The organism is Xanthomonas bromi (assembly GCF_900092025.1).
Taxonomy (GTDB): domain Bacteria; phylum Pseudomonadota; class Gammaproteobacteria; order Xanthomonadales; family Xanthomonadaceae; genus Xanthomonas; species Xanthomonas bromi.
Genome location: NZ_FLTX01000054.1, coordinates 45,718 through 65,901 on the forward strand (window position 1 = coordinate 45,718; position 20,184 = coordinate 65,901).

General features: G+C 65.2%; 15 protein-coding genes, 1 other RNA gene and 2 pseudogenes. 8 read left to right on the forward strand and 10 right to left on the reverse strand.

Going from position 1 to position 20,184, the window contains the following annotated elements; translation table 11 throughout:
- Positions 1 to 143 precede the first annotated feature (143 nt).
- Together XBLMG947_RS16640 and XBLMG947_RS16645 are read left to right on the forward strand one after the other, a co-directional pair.
- Entirely contained in the window at positions 144 to 1,340 is a 1,197-nt protein-coding gene (locus XBLMG947_RS16640; RefSeq protein WP_065469731.1) for a sensor histidine kinase, read from the forward strand.
- Positions 1,341 to 2,555: 1,215 nt separating this feature from the next.
- A non-coding RNA gene (locus XBLMG947_RS16645) (sX9 sRNA) lies at positions 2,556 to 2,630 on the forward strand.
- A gap of 16 nt (positions 2,631 to 2,646) precedes the next feature.
- Here the strand turns inward: XBLMG947_RS16645 and XBLMG947_RS16650 are convergent.
- Positions 2,647 to 2,928, reverse strand: coding sequence for a hypothetical protein (locus XBLMG947_RS16650; protein WP_065469732.1), 282 nt, complete (start codon positions 2,926 to 2,928; stop codon positions 2,647 to 2,649).
- A 10-nt stretch (positions 2,929 to 2,938) separates the two neighbouring features.
- Positions 2,939 to 3,922: a LysR family transcriptional regulator gene (locus XBLMG947_RS16655; RefSeq protein ID WP_065469733.1), complete on the reverse strand. Its 984-nt coding sequence runs from the start codon at positions 3,920 to 3,922 to the stop codon at positions 2,939 to 2,941.
- Positions 3,923 to 4,086: 164 nt separating this feature from the next.
- On the opposite strand from XBLMG947_RS16655, the gene cobA reads away from it, so the two are divergent.
- From cobA to XBLMG947_RS16675, 4 genes are all read left to right on the forward strand, one after another.
- Positions 4,087 to 5,295, forward strand: a complete 1,209-nt coding sequence (gene cobA / locus XBLMG947_RS16660) for a uroporphyrinogen-III C-methyltransferase (RefSeq protein WP_083993187.1) — start codon at positions 4,087 to 4,089, stop codon at positions 5,293 to 5,295.
- 16 nt (positions 5,296 to 5,311) lie between these two features.
- Positions 5,312 to 6,271, forward strand: coding sequence for a cysteine synthase A (gene cysK, locus XBLMG947_RS16665; RefSeq protein WP_065469734.1), 960 nt, complete (start codon positions 5,312 to 5,314; stop codon positions 6,269 to 6,271).
- A 296-nt stretch (positions 6,272 to 6,567) separates the two neighbouring features.
- Positions 6,568 to 7,074, forward strand: coding sequence for a methyltransferase family protein (locus XBLMG947_RS16670; protein ID WP_065469735.1), 507 nt, complete (start codon positions 6,568 to 6,570; stop codon positions 7,072 to 7,074).
- 200 nt (positions 7,075 to 7,274) lie between these two features.
- Positions 7,275 to 7,814 (forward strand): O-acetyl-ADP-ribose deacetylase, encoded by a 540-nt coding sequence (locus XBLMG947_RS16675; protein ID WP_065469736.1) that lies wholly within the window; start codon positions 7,275 to 7,277, stop codon positions 7,812 to 7,814.
- A gap of 200 nt (positions 7,815 to 8,014) precedes the next feature.
- On the opposite strand, the gene XBLMG947_RS16680 is transcribed toward XBLMG947_RS16675, so the two are convergent.
- Entirely contained in the window at positions 8,015 to 9,019 is a 1,005-nt protein-coding gene (locus tag XBLMG947_RS16680; protein ID WP_003487259.1) for a class I fructose-bisphosphate aldolase, read from the reverse strand.
- 377 nt (positions 9,020 to 9,396) lie between these two features.
- Between XBLMG947_RS16680 and XBLMG947_RS22805 the strand changes: the two are divergent.
- Positions 9,397 to 9,510: pseudogene (locus XBLMG947_RS22805) on the forward strand (GTP cyclohydrolase II RibA); the annotation flags it as partial.
- A 91-nt stretch (positions 9,511 to 9,601) separates the two neighbouring features.
- Here the strand turns inward: XBLMG947_RS22805 and pyk are convergent.
- From pyk to gap, 7 genes are all read right to left on the reverse strand, one after another.
- Entirely contained in the window at positions 9,602 to 11,068 is a 1,467-nt protein-coding gene (pyk, locus tag XBLMG947_RS16685; protein ID WP_065469737.1) for a pyruvate kinase, read from the reverse strand.
- A 255-nt stretch (positions 11,069 to 11,323) separates the two neighbouring features.
- Positions 11,324 to 11,971: an HAD family hydrolase gene (locus XBLMG947_RS16690; RefSeq protein ID WP_065469738.1), complete on the reverse strand. Its 648-nt coding sequence runs from the start codon at positions 11,969 to 11,971 to the stop codon at positions 11,324 to 11,326.
- Positions 11,968 to 13,143: a phosphoglycerate kinase gene (locus tag XBLMG947_RS16695; RefSeq protein ID WP_065469739.1), complete on the reverse strand. Its 1,176-nt coding sequence runs from the start codon at positions 13,141 to 13,143 to the stop codon at positions 11,968 to 11,970. Before XBLMG947_RS16695 ends, XBLMG947_RS16690 begins: the two co-directional genes overlap by 4 nt.
- Before the next feature lie 304 nt (positions 13,144 to 13,447).
- Positions 13,448 to 14,806, reverse strand: a complete 1,359-nt coding sequence (locus XBLMG947_RS16700) for a DUF3999 domain-containing protein (RefSeq protein ID WP_065469740.1) — start codon at positions 14,804 to 14,806, stop codon at positions 13,448 to 13,450.
- Positions 14,803 to 17,643 carry a DUF2339 domain-containing protein gene (locus XBLMG947_RS16705; RefSeq protein ID WP_065469741.1) on the reverse strand — a complete coding sequence of 947 codons (2,841 nt, stop codon included), beginning with the start codon at positions 17,641 to 17,643 and terminating at the stop codon, positions 14,803 to 14,805. The genes XBLMG947_RS16700 and XBLMG947_RS16705 overlap by 4 nt, the downstream gene beginning before the upstream one ends.
- Positions 17,644 to 17,821: 178 nt before the next feature.
- Entirely contained in the window at positions 17,822 to 18,292 is a 471-nt protein-coding gene (locus XBLMG947_RS16710; protein WP_065469742.1) for a hypothetical protein, read from the reverse strand.
- 195 nt (positions 18,293 to 18,487) lie between these two features.
- On the reverse strand, positions 18,488 to 19,489 hold the full coding sequence (gene gap, locus XBLMG947_RS16715) for a type I glyceraldehyde-3-phosphate dehydrogenase (protein WP_065469743.1): 1,002 nt from the start codon (positions 19,487 to 19,489) through the stop codon (positions 18,488 to 18,490).
- A 512-nt stretch (positions 19,490 to 20,001) separates the two neighbouring features.
- On the opposite strand from gap, the pseudogene XBLMG947_RS21825 reads away from it, so the two are divergent.
- Positions 20,002 to 20,184: pseudogene (locus XBLMG947_RS21825) on the forward strand (SgcJ/EcaC family oxidoreductase); the annotation flags it as partial.

Consider the following 20,184-nt stretch of genomic DNA (forward strand, 5'->3'; position numbering starts at 1 on the left):
AGCCAGCCCGTCCGGTCGCTCCGACCTCACCTGCACGCCGTGGTCCAGGTCGGTAGTCACATTTTCACCGCGTCCGTGACCGCAGACACATGCCGGGCCTTGGCATGCCCTATGCTTGCGGATCACCACTCTCACCTGCGCGCATGAGTACCGTCCTGTCCGATCCCGCGGCCGAACCGCTTCCCTGCGCACCCAAGCCACCGAGCGAAGCGCTGCGTCTCCAGGCGCTGCGCAACTACGGCATTCTCGACACGCCGCGTGAAGCGGCGTTCGACGACATTACACGGCTCGCCTCGATCATCTGCCAGACGCCGATCGCGCTGATCAGCCTGGTGGACGCGGATCGCCAGTGGTTCAAGAGCGAGCTCGGCATGGGCGAGCGTGAGACTCCTTTATTCAAGTCGATGTGCGCGCACGCCCTGCTCGACAACGATGTCCTGGTGGTGCCCGACACCCGCGAAGACATCCGCTTTGCGCGCAACCCCTTGGTCACCGGCGAAGCGCCGCTGTACTTCTATGCGGGTGCCTTGTTGAAGACGCCCGATGGCCTGCCGCTGGGTACGGTCTGCGTCCTGGACCGGGAACCGCGTCATCTCACCGATGAGCAGGTGGAAGCCCTGCGCGCACTGGCACGCCAGACCATGGCGCAACTGGAATTGCGCCGGGCATTGGCGATCGCGCAGGAATCGGATCGTTACCGCAGCCGCCTGATGGCGATCGCCGGGCACGATCTGAAGACTCCGCTGCGCACTGCCGCCTACGCCATCGACAAGATGCGCCGGCATGCCAACGTCGATTCCATTCCGCCCCTGGTGACCGCGCGCGATGCGATCAGCCTGGTCGGCCGTAGCCTGGACGAATTGGCCACGCTGGCTGCCGCGAGCGAAGCCGCCATGCCGGACCTGCAATCCCTGCAGCTGGAAGACGTGCTGCATGCGGTACTCGGCGTGTGGCGTCAACCCGCCATCGACAAGTGCCTGGCGCTGCGCCATGTACCCACCTCGGTACGCGTGCGCAGCCATGCGACCTTGCTGACCACCTTGATCGGCAACCTGGTCGGCAACGCCATCAAGTACACCGAACGCGGCCGCGTGCTGGTCGGCACCCGCCGCCGTCCCGGTTTTGCGGTGGTGGAGATCATCGACAGTGGCATTGGCTTGAACCTGGAACATCCCGAACAAGTGTTCCAGGCGTTCCGTCAGGCCGACCCGCGCAGCGACGGTTTGGGCATCGGTCTGTGGATCGTGCATCGCACTGCCGAGACGTTGGGATGCGAGGTGGACGTGCGTGCGCGCGCGCAAGGCGGCACCTGTTTTTCGGTGCGGATTCCGCTGGCTTGAGGGTCTGTGGCGCGCAGATTGTTCGCCAATCTGCGGCGAACGCCTGGGCTCGCCATGCGTGAAGCGTTGGTCGGTATCCGGACCAAGACGAGGCCGCCAACGACAACCCGCAGAGCCGACGTTGTAGCAGTGCGCAGCATGTGCGAAGCGAAGTTACGCGTCAGCGGCGACTGCTGAGACCCGGCAAACTCACCGCAGCTGTAGCCGCATCCAGCGCCAGCCCTGATCGCGCATCGCCTGCATCGCACACGGCACGTCTTGGCGGTTTCCATCCAACATGTCGTGTCGCCGCGCGCAGCAGAATATAAGAACGGCCAACAAAACGTCGCGAGCGCTCGTCAGGTGGGTGCGCGGAAACCGGCGTGTACACGTGCTCATGCCGATGCCGAGCACCGACCGCGCCTGCCTGGCGGCCGCGCACCAGGTTTGTCAGATGCTCAAAAAAAAAGCGGATCCGGGCTCCCGACCCGGATCCGCCACCAAGCACGCCAGGCCTCTCCCCAGGGACCCGGGTGCGCCAGCCGCTCTGTGCGCAGCCTCGTGCAACAGTGGTGCGGCAGCGCTGGCAACCCTTCGACGACACCGCGAAACATACCGGCAATGCGATCAGCTGCATCGCCAGCTCTGCGCCGTCCACCCCTAGACGTTCGAGAGTGTCGCGTCATGGCTGCTATAAGGGTTTTCGACAGCGCAGCGCGCAACTTGATGCGCCCGGCCAACGCCGACTGCGTCGCCCTGACACGGGTAGGGGAAATCACCGACAGCACGCGCTGACGCGCTACGGAGCACAACCGTATCGCATTGATGGTGCTGGAATTTTTTCGAGGCCACTGCGCTGCAACGCAGCAAGCATGAAGAGCGAACACAAGCGTAAGCGCCTGGATAGCCCAATGCAGCCGTGACATGCAGGCGGCAAATTTCAACGTCATGGTTTCCTGCAACTGCCCATGCACTGGTTTTCGGACAAGCCGCGTCTCGCCGCATCACCATCATCAGCACCAGCACGCAATCGGTCCCAACCGCTTAACAGCAGCGAACACTGCAACTGCCCAGACGCAGGGCGCCGCTGCTCGGAATCGGCGTATGTCACGCGTCCGCTCCGGCGGCCTGTGCGCTGCCCACACCGCCTGACCACTGCGCGCGGTGTTGGTCGCTTTAAGAGCATCTAACAAAACCACGGCGCGCAGGCAGGCGCGGCCGGTGCTCGGGATCGGCATGGACCACGTGTACGCTCCGCTCCTCCGCGTTGCCCGCACCCACCCGCCGACCGCTCGCGACATTTTGTCAGCCGCTCTAAATTGCGACTTCAGACATCGGACCCATCTGCATCCTGGCGTGCGAACCACTCCGCCGAATGCACATCCTCGGCGGCAACTTCCAGCGCCTTGCGCAGTGCCTCCAATGGAATCTGCACGCATGCGTCGTCCACTTGCAGCGCCACCCACAACGCTTCATCGCGCGGGTCGGCCAGCACCGTCAGTAACGCGTGTTCGCGGCCCTCGATCGTGGCCGAGAGTTGCAGCGACATGCCGCCGTCTGGCTCGGACGACCACAGCCTGCTCAGTGCGGGACGCAACGGATCGGTCATCGCGTGGCGCTCAACTGGTGATGGTCTGGGTCAGCGATTCCCAGGTCGGCGGCAGCGGCCAGTCCGGCGCCTGATTGCCGTCCAGCACCCGGCGCAGGTCGCGCTTGTCAATCTGCGGGGCAAGCACATGCACCAGATCCAGCGCGTAGTCGCGCAGCACGCGGTCGCGTGGCAGTACCGCCCAGGCGATGCACTCGGCGATCGGCGCAGGCGCCGGCCAGGCGCGTAGATCCTCGTCGAAGGCGTTGACCGCCATCTCCGCGACCAAACCCACGCCAAGCCCGGCGCGCACGTAGGTCTTGATCAGGTCCGCGTCCAGCGCGGTCAACGCGATGCTCGGCTCCAGCCCCACCTGCGCAAACGCGCGCTGCAGCGACGAGCCCGGCCGGGTGGACGATTCGTAACTGATCAGCGGATGCTCGGACAGCGCCTGCATGTCCGGCGCCGTGCGCGGGTTATCCAGCGCATGCCCACGCGGCACCACCACCAGCCGCCGCCAGCGATAGAGCGGCACGGCGATGCCGGCGCTGGGCTCGCCGCCCGCCGTGCTGACCACCGCGATATCCGCATCGCCCTGGCTGAGCAGATCCAACGCCGCGCTTTCGGCCGCCTGCTGCAAATGCACGCTGACCTGCGGGTAGGCGTTCTTGATCTGCGCCACCGCCGGCGGCAGCACGAAGCGTGCCTGGGTGTGGGTGGTGGTCAGGGTCAGCTGGCCCTGGCTTTCGCGGCGCTGGTTGGCTGCATAGGTGCGGATGTTGTTGGCCTCCGACAGCACCGCGCGCGCGCGTTCGATCACTTCCACACCGGCAGGCGTCACCGCATCCAGGCTGCGCCCCTTGCGCACGAACAGCAGAAAGCCCAGCTCGTCCTCCAACTGCTTGAGCTGCTTGGACAGGCCGGGCTGGGTTGCGTGCACGCGCGCGGCGGCCAGCGTGATGTTCAGCTCGGCATCGGCAATGGCCAACAGATAGCGAAGTTGGGTCAGCGTCATGGCTTATATCCAAAAAAGCGCGAGGCGCTACAAGGGCTTCGACTGTAGAGGAGTTCTGCGGACCAGCTTATAACCGAACGCTATTTTCAGGATGGATGAAGTCATTTCCGACCGCTATAAGCCGGCGTTACGGTCTGGCGCTCCCTCATCGATGCTGCCGATCCGTGTCTTCTGCGTTCCCGCTCCTTGTCGACCTGCGTGGCCGTGCCGTCCTGGTAGTCGGTGGCGGTGCCGACGCCGAACGCGCCACCGCCCAGCTTCTACAGGCCGGCGCGCTGCCGCTGGTGGGCGCACCCGAGCTCACTGTGCAATTGCGCCGCTGGGCGCACGCCGGGCAACTGCGCTGGCTGGCAGGGCAGTTCGACTCGGCATGGCTGGCGCTGCCGGGTCAACCGGTGTGGCTCACCATCGCTGCCAGCGAATCAGCACCGCTCAACGACGCCCTGCGCCATGCAGCGCGCGCCCACCGGTTGATGACCCACGATGCGGTGCCTGCCGCTCCTACAGCGGCTTCTGCGCCCTCCCCCGCGCCGCGCAGCGGCATCGGCCCGCTGTCCCCCGGCAGCGTGACCCTGGTCGGCGCAGGCCCCGGCGATCCTGGCCTGCTCACCCGGCATGCAGTGCGCGCACTGCGTCAGGCCGAGGTGGTGCTGTACGACCGTCTGGTCAGCCCGCAGATCCTGCGTCTGGCAAGGCACGGCGCGCGTCTCATCGAAGTGGGCAAGTCAGCGCAAGGCCATAGCACGCGTCAGGAACGCATCCACGCACTGATGCTAGAGCACGCGCGCGCCGGTCGACGCGTGGTGCGGCTGAAGGGTGGCGATGCGTTCGTGTTCGGCCGCGGCGGCGAAGAGCTGGAGTTCCTGCACGCGCACGGCATCGGCTTCCAGGTGATTCCCGGCATCACCGCTGCCATCGCCTGCGCCGCCTACGCCGGCATCCCGCTCACTCACCGCGACCACGCGCAATCGTTACGCCTGATCACCGCGCACTGCAAGGATTCGTTGGACACACTGGACTGGCACGCGCTCGGCCAGGAGCGCCAGACGCTGGCCTTCTACATGGGCGTGGCAGGCCTGGATGCCATCCAGCAGCGGCTGCTGCAGGCTGGGCGCGCCGCCTCCACCCCGTTTGCGCTGGTCGAAAACGGCTCGCGCCCGCAGCAACGCGTGATCACCGGCACGCTCGCCAGCCTGGCTGCTACCGCGCAGCAGCACGCCGTGCGCGCTCCAGCCTTGCTGATCCTGGGCGAGGTCGCCGGGCTGGCCGCCAGCTTGCACTGGTACGGCGCGCCGCCGTTGACCGGCCCCCTGCTGCTCCCGCACTCACCCATTGCAACGCCGCACGCGCCCACACTTGCCCACGCAGCCTGATTCCGACGGAGACCCCATGGCCCTGTACGACAACATCCTCGACACCATCGGCCGTACCCCGGTGGTCAAACTCCATCGCCTGGCCCCGGACAACGTGACCTTGTACGTCAAGGTGGAATCGTTCAATCCCGGCGGCTCGGTCAAGGACCGGCTGGCGCTGGCGATCATCCTGGACGCCGAACAGCGCGGCCTGCTCAAGCCCGGCGACACCATTGTCGAAGCCACCTCCGGCAACACAGGCGTGGCACTGGCGATGGTCGCCGCCGCGCGCGGCTACAAGTTCGTCGCCACCATGGTGGAAACCTTCTCGATCGAACGCCGCAAGCTGATGCGCGCCTACGGCGCCAAGGTCATCCTGACCCCGGCCGCCGAGCGCGGCAGCGGCATGGTGCGTAAGGCCAAGGAGCTGGCCGAGCAGCACGGCTGGTTCCTGGCCAGCCAGTTCGCCAATCCGGCCAACCCGGCGTATCACCGCAACACCACCGCCGCAGAGATCCTGTGCGACTTCGCCGGCCACCGGCTGGACCATTTCGTCACCGGCTGGGGCACCGGTGGCACGCTCACCGGCGTGGGTGAGGTACTGCGCGTTGCCCGCCCGGAGGTGCGCATCACCGCCAGCGAACCGGCCGGTGCGGCGCTGCTGCAGGGTCAGGACTGGAAGCCGCACAAGATCCAGGGCTGGACGCCGGACTTCGTGCCCGAGGTGCTCAACCGCGATGTCGCCCATGAGGTCCTGAGTGTGGAAGACACCGATGCCATCACCGTCGCCCGCCGCCTGGCCGCCGAAGAAGGCATCTTCACCGGCATCTCCGGCGGCGCCACCGTCGCCACCGCGCTGCGCGTGGCAGAATCCGCAGCGCCCGGCGCGGTGATCCTGGCAATGCTGCCCGACACTGGCGAACGCTACTTTTCTACGCCGCTATTCGCCGACGTCAACGAAGGCTCCGACGACGACTGGCTGGCCGGGCTGCCCTGATCCAACGCTGTGGACGAGGCGATACGAAGCCGCGCGATGCGCGGCTTTTTTACAGCCCGAATAGACCGATCGCGCGCCGAAGAGCAACGCACACGGCGGAACATGCGCGTCCTTCGATCTACGGCCGCTCCGGCGGAAAGCGCGCAGCGTTACAGGGGCGCATAACGCTACAGCTTGCCTATCGGGACCTACGTCGCGTGCAATTCTCGGCCACGATTTCCCACTTCCAGAACGCCCGCACTCCCGCCGATGTCAAGGAAACGTTAGGATAACCGCCGCCATGTAGGGAGACAGGTGTGAGCAACCGGCCGTATGGACACAGCGATACCCTTGCCACGCGGGCGCCATGGCTGGTGAAGATGACCTCCCCGGTCCATTTCGCAGTCGCTCTGGGGGTTGGCGCGTGGTTGCAAGAGGCGCTGGAACTGCCCCTGCCCGCTCCGGTGCCGCTTGCCTGGATCGAGCTAGCTGGTGGCGGCATCGCCGGTCTGGGCCTGGCGCTGGCGGTGAGCTGCTTCATCCTGTTTGCGCGCCAGCGCACCACCATCATGCCGAGTGGCCATCCCTCGCGTCTGGTGTCGGACGGCCCGTATCGCTTCACCCGCAACCTGATGTATCTGGCGTTGGTGCTGAGCTACGTGGGCCTATGCCTGCAACTTGGGCTGCTGTGGGCGGTTGCGCTGGTGCCGCTGCCATGGTTTGCCCTGCAGCGCTATGTCATACCGTTCGAAGAAGCGCGCCTGCGCACCGAATTCGGCCGCCACTACAGCGACTATTGCGCGCGCGTCCGCCGCTGGTTGTAACGCGCGACACACACACACTGTCGTGCGCGGCAATTGAAGCAGCCGATCGCTCCAAAGCGGTTTCAGAAACACAGGTGGGCAGCGCATATGCCAACCCGCCAGACAGTCGCAGCAGATGAGATGAATGGCCGATAGCGTGCGGTCTCCGCAGCGTGCTCCCCATCACGCGCCCATCATGCAATTCGCATAATTATCGCGCCATGAGAATCGAAGTCTGGCAAGGCGACATCACCGAACTTGACGTTGACGTCATCGTCAACGCCGCGAACGAATCATTGCTGGGCGGTGGTGGCGTCGATGGCGCCATCCATCGTGCCGCCGGGCCGCGGCTGCTGCAAGCCTGCGAAGCCTTGCCGCAAGTGCGTGCGGGCGTGCGCTGCCCCACCGGCGAAATCCGCATCACCGATGGTTTCAACCTGAAGGCACGGCATGTGTTTCATACCGTTGGCCCGGTCTGGCGCGATGGCAAGCACAACGAGCCGGAACAGCTGGCCAATTGCTATTGGCAATCGTTGAAACTGGCCGAGCAGATGATGCTGCATTCGATTGCATTTCCGGCAATCAGTTGCGGCATCTACGGCTACCCGCTATATCAGGCAGCCCGCATCGCCGTGACCGAAACGCGCGATTGGCAGCGCTCGCACAAGGTGCCCAAGCATATCGTGCTGGTGGCCTACAACGAGGCGACCTACAAGGCGTATCAGCAGGCGTTGGCGACGCAAGAAACTGCAACGGCGTGACGTTGGCCTGACGCCGATGAGAGGTCGCATCGACCGATTGAAGTGAAGCACATGTGGTTGAAGCGAAGGGCGCCGCAAGGCGCCCTTCGCTTTGCATGAGCATCCTGCCGAACGCATGGATGCAACAAACGAAAACGCCGGCAGCGATGCCGGCGTTTTCGTTTTCTCGATGCGGCTGCCTTGCAGCCGTCATCAATCGATCAACCCTTCCACTTACCCAGCGCGGCCAGGCCGTTTTCCTTGGCGCGCTCATAAATCACCTGCTGCGCCTTGGCGAAGTTGCCGGTCATGTCCTTGGCCCAAAGCTTCAGAGCGGCCTGCTGCATGGCGCGGCCGTAGGAGAAGCTCAGTGGCCACGGCAGGTTGCCGAGCTGGTGCATTTCGTTGAGGTGGGCGGTGGACTGCTCGTCGGTCTGGCCGCCTGACAGGAACACGATGCCCGGCAGGATCGCCGGCACGGTGGACTTCAGGCACATCACGGTGGACTCGGCCACCTCCTCGATGCTGGCCTGCTCTTCGCAGCTCTTGCCGGAGATGACCATCGATGCCTTCAGGATGGTGCCTTCGAGCACGACGTTCTGCTCATACAGCGCACCGAACAGCGAGCGCAGCGTGGCTTCGGTCACTTCGTAGCAGGTCTCGATGTCGTGGCTGCCGTCCATGATGACTTCCGGCTCGACCATCGGCACCAGGCCCTGCTCCTGGCACAGCGCGGCGTAACGCGCCAGCGCGTGCGAGTTGGCCTCGATGCAGGTGCCCGACGGGATGTCTTCGCCGATGTTGATGACTGCACGCCACTTGGCGAAGCGCGCGCCGAGTGTGTAGTACTCCTCGAGACGCGCACGCAGGCCGTCCAGGCCTTCGGTGACCAGTTCGCCCGGCATGCCGGCCAGCGGCTGCGCGCCCTTGTCGACCTTGATGCCCGGAATGATGCCGTGGGCAGTCATGTACTCGGCGAACGGCACGCCATCCTTGGTTTTCTGACGGATGGTTTCATCAAACAGGATGGCGCCGGAGATGTAGTCGCTCAGCTTGGGGGTGGTCAGCAGCAGTTCGCGGTACGCGCGACGATTTTCTTCGATGTTCTCGATGCCAACGCTGGCAAAACGCTTGGCGATCGTGCTGGTCGATTCGTCGATGGCGATGATGCCCTTGCCCGGGGCGACCATTGCCTGGGCGGTTTCGGCAAGCTGTTCGATGCTCATGTAGTTCCTGTGGCAGCTGCGGGGGAGAGCGAAAGTATAGCGACGAAAGTCGTACACATTCCTTCATGGAATGCCTGCAACCGATTACACGTGAAGCAAGTGACAGAATGTGTGGGGCTGCTCGCATCGCGGGAATCGGGAATCGGGAATCGGGAATCGGGAATCGTCAAAGCTGAGCATGGCGTGCGGCTGTTGCGTGCGGTGCTGTGATGCATGGCTGCAATGACGTGCGGCGGCGCTGTTGACACTGAGCCGTGCGTGAGTTGGTTGGCGTTTGTAGTGTTGGTCGCGTTGCCGCTTCGCCTGGGTGTATAGCGCTGCGCGCCTGTGGCGCGCTACATCGTGAACGGGCGTTACCTTGAGGCACACAGAGTCCGCCCTGGCAGCGCCGTTACGGCAGCGTGGCGGCGATGTTGCGCGGGTTGGGCATTCGCCGGATCCGGGCATTGACTCACTATCAGGCCAAGGCCGAGCGTTTGCCGCGGCTGGGATCGCCACACAGCACAACGGCAGCCCTGGGGCCGCCGCTGCGTGTCGCGTCCAGTACGCGGCCAGGTCATGCGCCGGGGCCGTCGAAGGGCGTTACAGCTCGCCCAGACCGGTGGCGCGGCCGTCTTCGCCCACTTCCAGCAGACGCAGCGTATTGGTGGCGCCGTGGGTTTCCATGTGCTCGCCACTGGTGAACACCACGCGGTCGCCCGGGCCCATGCGCTCGTTCTCCACCAGCAGACGGATCGCCGCACGTGCAGCTTCGCGCGGGGTCAGGCCGCGGCTGTCGAAATTGATCGGGAACACGCCACGCATCATCGCCATCTGGCGACGCGCGCCGTCATGGCGGGTGAACGCGTAGATCGGCATGTTGGAGCGGAAGCGCGACAAAAAGCGCGGCGTGCCGCCGGATTCGGTCAACGCCACCACGCCGCCAAGACCGATGTGCTCGGACAGGAACATGGTCGCCATCGCAATGGCCTGGTCGGCGCGCTGCAGGTTGCGTTGCGCGGATTCGAAGTCGGTATCGAATTCGAACTGGTGCTCGGCACCCAGGCAGATGCGTGCCATCGCTTCCACCGCACGCACCGGATAGGCGCCGGCGGCGGTTTCGGCCGACAGCATCACCGCATCGGTGCCGTCGATGACCGCATTGGCCACGTCCAGCACTTCGGCGCGGGTCGGGATCGGGCTTTCGACCATCGACTGCAGCATCTGCGTGGCGGTGATCACCACCTTGTTCTGCGCCAGCGATTCGCGAATGATCTTCTTCTGCAGGCCCGGCAATTCGGCATCGCCGATTTCCACGCCCAGGTCGCCACGCGCCACCATCACCACATCGGAGGCTTCGACGATCTCGACCAGGTTCTCGATCGCTTCGGTGCGCTCGATCTTGGACACCAGTTGCGCATCGCAGCCGTGCTGCTGGGCGATCTGACGCGCGTCATGCATGTCCTGCGCATTGCGGCAGAACGACACCGCGATGAAGTCCACGCCGATCTTGGCAACGATGCCGATCAGCTCTTTGTCGCGCTCGGTCAACGCGCCCAGCGACAACCCACCGCCCTGCTTGTTGAGGCCCTTGCGGTCGGACAACACGCCATCGTTGAGCACGGTGGTGACGATGCGCGCGCCCTGCACCTCGGTGACCTGCAACTGCACCAGGCCATCGTCGAGCAGCAGCACGTCGCCAGCGGTCACGTCCTGCGGCAAGCCGAGATAGCTGACGCCGACCTGATGCTGATCGCCGGCCGGCGCATTGGCGTCGGCCACCAGGTCGAAGCGCTCGCCCATGGTCAGCTTGATCTTGCCTTCGGCAAAACGTTCGATGCGGATCTTCGGGCCCGGCAGGTCGGCCAGGATGCCGACCTCGGCGCCAACGCGGGCGGCGGCGGCGCGCACTTCCGCGGCACGCTTGGCCTGACCGGACGGATCGCCATGGCTGAAGTTGAGGCGCACCACGTTGACGCCCGCCTTGAACAGCGTATCCAGCACACCGGGCGCATCCGTTGCCGGTCCGAGGGTGGCGAGGATCTTGGTGCGGCGTTGACGTTCTTTCATGATGGCCTCCCTGTAAAAGTCGCGAAACTTAACACACACGTCACGCACCAAGGATGGCATTGCGGCATAGCCCCCCTCCGATTCCGGCATGTCTTACAGACAGTGCGGGACAGTACGTACGCCTGCGCCCGCGCTGCCATGGGCAGTGCGAACGGTCGTCACCCTAACCCGGCGACAGTGAAGATGGTTCTGGGCCATGCGAACCGCAACTGCCGACGCGTCCACCAAGCGAACGCAACGGGCCACGCGCCCTGTTCATGACGGAAGCAACGCCGCCAGCGCAGCCGGCGTGCGTGCCAGCGTACCGGCACCGGCGGCGCGCAATTCGGTTTCGTCGCCAAAGCCCCACAACACGCCGATGCTATGGATGCCGTGATGATTGGCGCCATCGATATCCATGCGCCGGTCGCCGATCATGACGCAGCCAGTTTTCTCGATCTGCAAACGGCGCAACGCTTCGGCAATGAGGTCCGGCTTGAAGCGACGCTCGCCGTCTTCGCTGGCCCCAATGACCTGTTCGAAGCACGCGCCGAATGGCAGATGCTCGACGATGCGCCGCGCATAGCGCTCATTCTTCGAGGTCACCACGGCCAGCCGATGGCCGGCGCGCTGCAGGCCGGTGACAACCTCGCCAATGCCGTCGAACACGCTGAGTTCGGTCCAGCCCACCGCGTCGTAGCGTGCGCGGTAGAGCCCGAGCGCACGCTGCACCAACGCTGGATCGTTCGGAAAACACTCGGTGAAGCTGTCGCGCAAGGGCGGACCGATCCAGGCGCGCAAGGTCTGCGCCGATGGACGCGGCTGCCCGATGTCGTCGAAGGCATGCACGATGCTGGCAACGATGCCCGGTTCCGAATCGACCAGCGTGCCGTCCAGATCGAAAAACAGCATGGCTGCAGTCACTGACCGCGGGCCTCGAGCGCGGCCACTGCCGGCAGGGTCTTGCCCTCCAGAAACTCCAGGAACGCGCCGCCGCCGGTGGAGATGTAGGTGACGTCCTTGGCGATGTCGTACTTGTCCACTGCGGCCAGGGTGTCGCCACCACCGGCGATCGAGAACGCCTTGGAACTGGCGATCGCACGTGCCAGGGTTTCGGTGCCGTGGCTGAAGGACTCGAATTCGAACACGCCGACCGGCCCGTTCCACACCACCGTGCCGGCGCTGGCGATCAGCTCGGCATAGCGCTGCGCGGTGTGCGGGCCGATATCCAGGATCAGATCATCGGCATCGACGGCGTCCAGCGACTTCACGCTGGCCTCGGCCTCGGGCAAGAACTGCTTGGCAACGACCACATCGGTGGGCAGCGGAATTTCCGCGCCACGCGTCTTGGCATCGGCCACGATCTGGTTGGCGGTCGGGATCAAGTCCGGCTCGTTCAACGACTTGCCCACGTCATGCCCGGCTGCGGCGATGAAGGTGTTTGCGATGCCGCCGCCGACGATCAGTTGGTCGACCTTGTTGACCAGGTTGGAGAGCAGCTCCAGCTTGGTGGAGACCTTGCTGCCGGCCACGATCGCCAGCAGTGGCTTGGCCGGGTTGTCCAGCGCCTTGGCCAGGGCGTCGAGTTCGGCCATCAATAGCGGGCCGCCTGCTGCGACCGGGGCGAAACGGATCACGCCATGCGTGGAGGCCTGCGCGCGGTGCGCGGTGCCGAACGCGTCCATCACGAACACATCGCACAGTGCGGCGTACTTGCGCGCCAGCGTCTCGTCGTCCTTGCCCTCGCCGACATTCATGCGGCAATTTTCCAGCAACACCACCTGCCCCGGCGCGACCTCGACACCGTCGACCCAATCGCGCACCAACGCGACGTCGACACCCAGCAAGGTGGTCAGACGCGCGGCCACCGGCGCCAGCGAATCCTCTTCGCTCCAGCTGCCTTCCTTGGGGCGGCCCAGGTGCGAGGTGACCATCACGGCGGCGCCTTTTTCCAGCGCCAGCTTGAGGGTGGGCACCGAGGCGGTGATGCGCTGCTCGGAGGTGATCTGGCCGTTGTCGATCGGCACGTTGAGATCCTGGCGGATCAACACGCGCTTGCCGGAAAGATCGAGGTCGGTCATGCGGACAATGGACATGGGTTCAGCTCGTTCGGTCTAGGGAAGGGGAGTCGGGGTTGGTACGCCGCAGCAACGCAGCGCGTGTGCCGAGGCAAACGTCCCAGCGCTGTGCCGTCACGGCCGCTGGTTGCGATGGCGTTGCGCCGTCGGCCTGGTCGCGTGGCGCGCACAGTGCTCACCACGCGTGGCGCCGCCAACAGGGTTGGCAACGCGGGGAATACGTGGTCGAACACGACGGGCAAGACGGCTGCCTTGGTCACGGGGACGCCCATTGTCCGACCTTCGCGCCGCAGCGGCAAACCGCCTTGCGACGCGGGTGCCATCAGCCGTTGCGATCGGTCGACGAACGACGCAGCAGACTCACTGCGAAACCACAGACCAGCACGGCACCAAAGACCAATAGGCCCCACAGCAGCCAACGCTTCCAGTCGTGCGGCGTGGCCGCCGGCTGCAGTGCGTCTTCGCCCGCCAGCGGCTGTGCCTGTGCGGCGACACTGGCCTGCGCCGGTTGCCACTGCGCGCCGCGTTCGCGCCGCAGTGCCTGCAGCATCGAGGCCAGCGGTGCGTCGCCGCGCTGCGCACGCGCACTGCCAGCGACCAGCGCATAGGGCGGCTGGCCCTGGGCAAGAAACATCAACCGCTCGGGCTGATACCCCACACGCAACTTCGGCACCGCAGTGCTACGCCCTTGCGCAGCGACCAGCCGCCATTGGCGATCGCGCACCGGGGCGGACAGCGATTGCGGCGGCGACGCGGCCGCCGCGCCCTTGCCCAGCCGATACCCTAACCAGGGGCCGGCACGCTGTAACCATGGCGCATCGTCGGCATCGCGGCTGGCCACGATCCACTCGACCGCCTCGGCCTGACTGGCACCGACATCGAGCTGGGTGATCGGAAAGCGCCCCGGCAAGGCATACACCACAGCGGCATCTTTCGCGGTGCCTGTCAGCTCCAGCCACTGCGGCGGTGCGGAGGCAGCGATGCCCTCCAGTTCCGCCTCGACCACGCGCAAGGCCGGCAACTGGCCTGACACGATGACCAGGCGCAGGTAACGCGCGCCGGCGTCGAGTGCGATCCGACGCTGCTGCAATCGCTGGGTCTGATTGTCCAGCGCCATCACCGTGGCATCGGAGGCAAGCACGCGCCAGTCGCGCAGATCGTCGCTGCCTTCCACACGCAACCGGGCCTGCACCGGCATGTCGCCGTCCCAATCCAACCGCAGCGCACGCGGGCGATCGCGCAGCGCGCTGGCATCGATCAACCAGCTCCCACCGCTGCCTGCAGCGGCGGCGGCACCGGTTGCGAAGCGGCCTTCCAGCCGGCGTACCGCGCCGCTGGCATCGCGCTCGGCAATCAATTGCAGATCGCCATTGGCCGGCGCCGCACCGGCCGGCAGGGCAAACAGGGGCAGGCGCTGCCGGCGCGCCGCAGCCGCCGGTGTCGCATCCAGCGGCAACCAGGCGGTGGGCAGCTCTTCGCCACGCGCATCGATCACCGTCACATCGCGCAGCGCCGCATCATGCGCGGTGCGATACACCGCCGCGTTCAAGGTCAACTGATAAATGCCGGCATCCGCCCCGCTCACCTGCAGCGGCCACTGCTGGCGGTAGTCCTGCCGCACATCGGCGGCCTGCGCCAGCATCGGCACCATCGCCAGCAGGGCCCATCGCATCGATTTCATGCCTGATCCTTTTCGACGCCGTCGTCTTCGACAGCATGACCTTCTGTCGCCAGCGGGCGCGGTGGTGCCGGCGCCAGGTAGCCCACCACGGTGCACAACAGGCCATAGGCCATGAACGAGCCGATGCCGAGCAAGTTGCCCAGATGCTGGCGGTCGACCAAGACCAACGTCGCCAATACCAGCCCCATGAGCAACGCGCCACCCAGCCACAACCCACGCTGCCCGCGACGCGACCCGATCACCCAGCCCAGCACACCCAGCACGCTCCACACGATGGTGAGACTGGTCTGCGACAAGGTGGCGCCGATCAACGCCGAATCCCACGCCACGCCGCCCCAGTGATGCACGCTGTGCAAGGTACTGCCGGTGATCAACGCCCAGCCGAGCACACCCAGCGCGGTCACGCGCCAACGCTGCAGCAAGGCTGGCGCCGGTGCCGACCAGGCCCAGCGCGCGAGCAAGGCCAGCACCGCCAGTTGCGCCAGCTCGGCCGGATTGAGCAGCGGCAGCCAGGGCAACGGCGCTGCGCTCACCGGGTCCAGCAACACCAGCAGCCAGCCGAGTCCCAGCACCGCAAACACGCAACTCAGCAAGGCGTTGCGTGCAGGATCGAAGCTGGCTCCCTGCGGCCAGGCCAGCCACGGCCAGCGCAACAGCCCCTGTGTCGCGATGAGCAACCACGGCGCAGCCAGCAAGGCGCAACGCCAGCCATTGGCCAGCAAGAACGCATCGGCCAACCAGGCTGCACCCAACGACACCACCCAGGGCCACAGCAACCACCAGATGACTTGTGCCGCCAGCGCGCCAGTGCTCCGCTGCATCCGCAGGCACCACAGCGCACGCGCGCCTGCTAACGCAAACACGCCCCATGCCAGCGCTCCCCAGTGCGCGAATGGCTGGAAGTGCGCCTGGCCCTGCCACAGTGCCAATGGCGCCGCCAGCGTCAAACCCGCCATCACCGTCCACACCAGCGACGTTGCGGGACGACGGCGATGCACTTCTGCCGCCAGCCACAGGCTGAGTGCGACGAAGCCCAGCAGCAGGTCGGGTTGGCTGCGCAGATCGGCAAAGCGCAAGATCTCGTGCACGCCGCACAGCGTCCACCAGCCCAGCCCCCACACATACGCCACCAACGCACGCCGTGGATGCCCCGCATCGCGCAGGAACCAGGCACTGGCCCAGCCGGCAAGCGCGATCAGCAAGGTGCTCATGCAGGTCGCATTGGCCACCGCGACCGCGTCGTAGCGCCAGGCATCCACGCCGAATGCAACACCGACCGCCGCGAGCACCTGCAGCGCCACGCCGCTGACCTGCGCAATACGCCGTTGCTGGCGTAACCCCAACCACAACAAGCCGACGCCTTCCAGCGCAAACACACTGGCAGTGGCGCGTGCAGACAATGCCAACGGTATCGCTAGGGTAGCGAAACCGACCGCCAGCATCGCATGCGCCTGGCCCAGCAAACGCGTGGAGGCGCGGCGCAACAGCCAGTTCGCCAGGCCTGCATACAACACGGCCACCGCCACCGCGCACAACGCCAACGGCAGCCGATCGCCTTCAAGCAGGCGTGCCTGCAATGCGAAGGCGACCAGCGGCGTCCCGAACACCAGGCTGCCATCGATGACCTTGCCTGCGCCGGCGTCGCCGCGGCGCGCGTGCAATACCGGGATCGCCACGTACATGGCGAAGAACAGCAACAGGAACGACTCGGTCGTAGCGAATTTCGCCGGGGTGTACTGCAGCGCGCCCCACAACGTGCCGATGCCGAAGGTGAAGGCGAAACCCAGCAAGTTCAGCACGCGCCACGGACGTGTCCACGCAATCGCCACGATGCCGGCGTTGAGCACGGCGTAATACGAAAACAGCGCCACATGATTGCCGCTGCCGGTGGACAACCAGATCGGCGCAAGGAACCCTGCCAGCACGCCCAGCAACGCCAACGTGCGCGAATCCTGCAACACCGCCAGCACGCACATGCCCGCGATCAGCACCACGCTGATCCCCAGCGCCGGTCCGGCATCCAGCAACCCGTACAACTTGAAGGCCGCGAACACGGTCAACAACAAGCCACCGATGGCGCCGCCCTGCAACGCCAGCGCAAAGCCCGGTCGCTGCTCGCGCTGCTTCCAACCGAACACCAGACCGGCCAATGCGAGAACGCTGATGCCAGCCAGGCGCAGCTCGATCGGCATGCGCATCCAGCCCTGGTCGCTGGCGTACTTCAACAACGACGCTACACCAGCCAGCAACACCAGCATGCCGACCTTGACCGGCACATTGCCCTCGGCAAACCAACGCTTCAATGTGCCGGCTGCACGCACGATGACGCCGGGCTCGGACGGGATATGGGGTGATTGCGGCTGTATGGGCTGCGCTCGCGGTGGTTGCGGCTGCGCCGAATGAGCGCGCTGGCCGGGAACTTCCGGGGTCGCGGTTGCGCCGCCTGCCATCGCAGCTGCGGGGGCCTGTGCAGGTAGAGGAGGCGGCACCGCGGAGACATCGACCGCGTCCTGACCAGCAGCAGACACGCGCCAGCCGTCGCCCGGTTGCGCTGCGCCAGACCTGCTGGATCCAGGCACATCGCGATCGGCAGTGAAACCTGGTTCGGAATCGGGATCGGGATCGGGCACCACGTCGGGCCGCTCCCACGCTCTTCCCTGCGCCTGCGCCTGCGCTGGCGCATCCGCGCGGTCGACACCACCGGCCGGCCACTGCGCAAGCCGCTGTTCCAGCACCGCCACCCGCCGCCGCAGCCCGGCAATCCAGACCAGCGCGACCACCACACCCACCGGCACGGCAAGCAGCACCAGGGCCGCCAACACGATCATCGTTTCCAATGTATCAACCCCGAGCCGGCCTCCAGCCGAATGCGCGAACCATATAGCGTCAAGCCACGACTAGGCAGCCAACCCCTCGGCCAGACGCTTGGTCAAGGGTTGACAAGCAACGGAAGTCAGCGATTTCGGTGCGAACCCTGGATATGAAAACGCCCGGAAAACCGGGCGTTTTGACTCGTTATTCGCGGTAGCCGCTGTCGTTCTTGTTATGGATGATCCAGATCAGGTTGCCGCCGGTATCCATTGACTTGCCGGCAAACACCAGACGGCCCTGGCCCTTGTAGGCCATCTCGTACCGGTAACGGTCGCCACCGAAGAAGAACGGAATGAACGCCTTGCCGGTCACATAGGAACCCTGGTCGTTCGGCTGGCCGATCAGATCGGTCACCTGCTTCATCGGCATGCCGATCTTGAGCTGGGTGAACTTGCTGCCGGGTGCCGGCTTGCCGGTGATCTCGCCCTCGTAATCATTGACGCCCTTGACGGTCTCGCCATAACCGGCTTCGACCTGCGAAGAGTTGGTGACCTCTCCGTCAGCATTCATCCAGGCCGGCGTACCGGTCTGCTTCTTGGCCGCCAAACTATCGAATGGTGCAGAGAACGCCACCACGACTCCAAGCGCCAGCGCGCCTGCCAGAAATTTGTTCATTTTGATTGTCTCGATCCATGGAGTTCCCCGATCCTTCGTACACGACACGGGAACGACCGCCGTGCGCGAGAATTAGGGCACGTGGATCGTCCAAAGTCCATCCTTGATACCTGTAGCTGCATTGCACGTCACCAAAGAAACCCAATAAAAAGGCCCCGCCATGGCGGGGCCCTCTTGCTCATCTGTAAAGCGCGATTACTTGGCCACAACCCGCACCATTTCCAGGCACTTGTTGGAATAGCCCCACTCGTTGTCGTACCAGGACACCAGCTTGACGAAGGTGGAATCCAGCGCGATGCCGGCGTCGGCGTCGAACACCGAGGTGCAGGTCTCGCCGCGGAAATCGGTGGCCACCACCTTGTCTTCGGTGTAACCCAGCACGCCCTTCAGGGCGCCTTCGCTCTGGGCCTTCACTTCGGCGCAGATCTCTGCATAGGTGGCCGGCTTTTCCAGCTCGACGGTCAGGTCAACCACCGACACGTCCGAGGTCGGCACGCGGAAGCTCATGCCGGTCAGCTTCTTGTTGAGCTCGGGAATGACCACACCCACGGCCTTGGCCGCGCCAGTGGAGGACGGGATGATGTTCTCCAGGATGCCGCGGCCACCGCGCCAATCCTTGTTCGACGGGCCGTCCACGGTCTTCTGGGTGGCGGTGGCCGCATGCACGGTGGTCATCAGGCCACGCTTGATGCCCCACTTGTCGTTGATGACCTTGGCCAACGGCGCCAGGCAGTTGGTGGTGCACGAGGCGTTGGAAATGATGGCCTCGCCCTTGTAGGTCTTGTCGTTGACGCCGTAGACGAACATCGGCGTATCGTCCTTGGACGGGGCCGACAGAATCACCTTCTTGGCGCCCGCGTCGATGTGCTTCTGCGCGGTGTCCTTGGTCAGGAACAGGCCGGTGGATTCGATTACCACATCGGCGCCCACGGCATCCCACTTGAGGTTGGCCGGGTCGCGTTCCTGGGTCAGGCGGATCTTCTTGCCGTTGACGATCAACGTGTTGCCGTCGACCGACACCTCGGCCTTGAAGCGGCCATGCACCGAGTCGTACTGCAGCATGTAGGCCAGGTAGTCGGGCTCGAGCAGGTCATTGATGGCCACGATCTCGATGTCATTGGCGAAGTTCTGCACCGCAGAGCGCAGCACGTTGCGGCCGATGCGACCGAATCCGTTGATGCCAACCTTGATTGCCATGTTCACTAGCTCCTGCAGCCGCGAGCGCGGCGGATGGAAAGGGGCTGTCATTCTAGCAGCGTCACTTGTCTGCAGCCGTGTTGCTAAGGGCGGGGGGATTGGGGATTGGGGATTGGGGATTGGGGTGGCGGGTTGCTGCTGGAGCTCCTTTGCGCGTCACGCTTCGCTGGAACCGACCCGCAACTGCATCCGGCCCATCGAAGTGGGCGCATGGCCGACGACTCCAGGCGTCACAGCAACGGATGCCGATCGATTACCGATGACTTCACGCCGATTCGCATGAAGCGCCATCCCCACCCGGCACAATGAAAGCCGCCATACCCAATATATTTCAGCCACTTAAGCAAAACCCGATACGCTGAGAAGCGTATCCAGCACTGTTTCCAATAGCAGCATGTCGGCACCCGTGGATTTCGGTACTGGCTCTGCCTGCCGAGGCCCCCATCGATCACACGGAGATACCCGTAAGTCGCATTCTTTACTCCCCGACTCTTGCGGACACGCGGGAGCTGGCGGGTGGCGAGGAACGCGAAGTCGCCGCGCCGTTCGATACCTGGGCCGCAGCGCTGACCACCGGCAACCCGCACAAGGTGGCCGATCTGTCCGCAGCGGACGGCGTGTTGCTACCGACGGTTTCCAACGACGTCAGCAGCTCGCGCGAGCAGTTCGCAGTTACTTCGAAACCTTCCTGACCC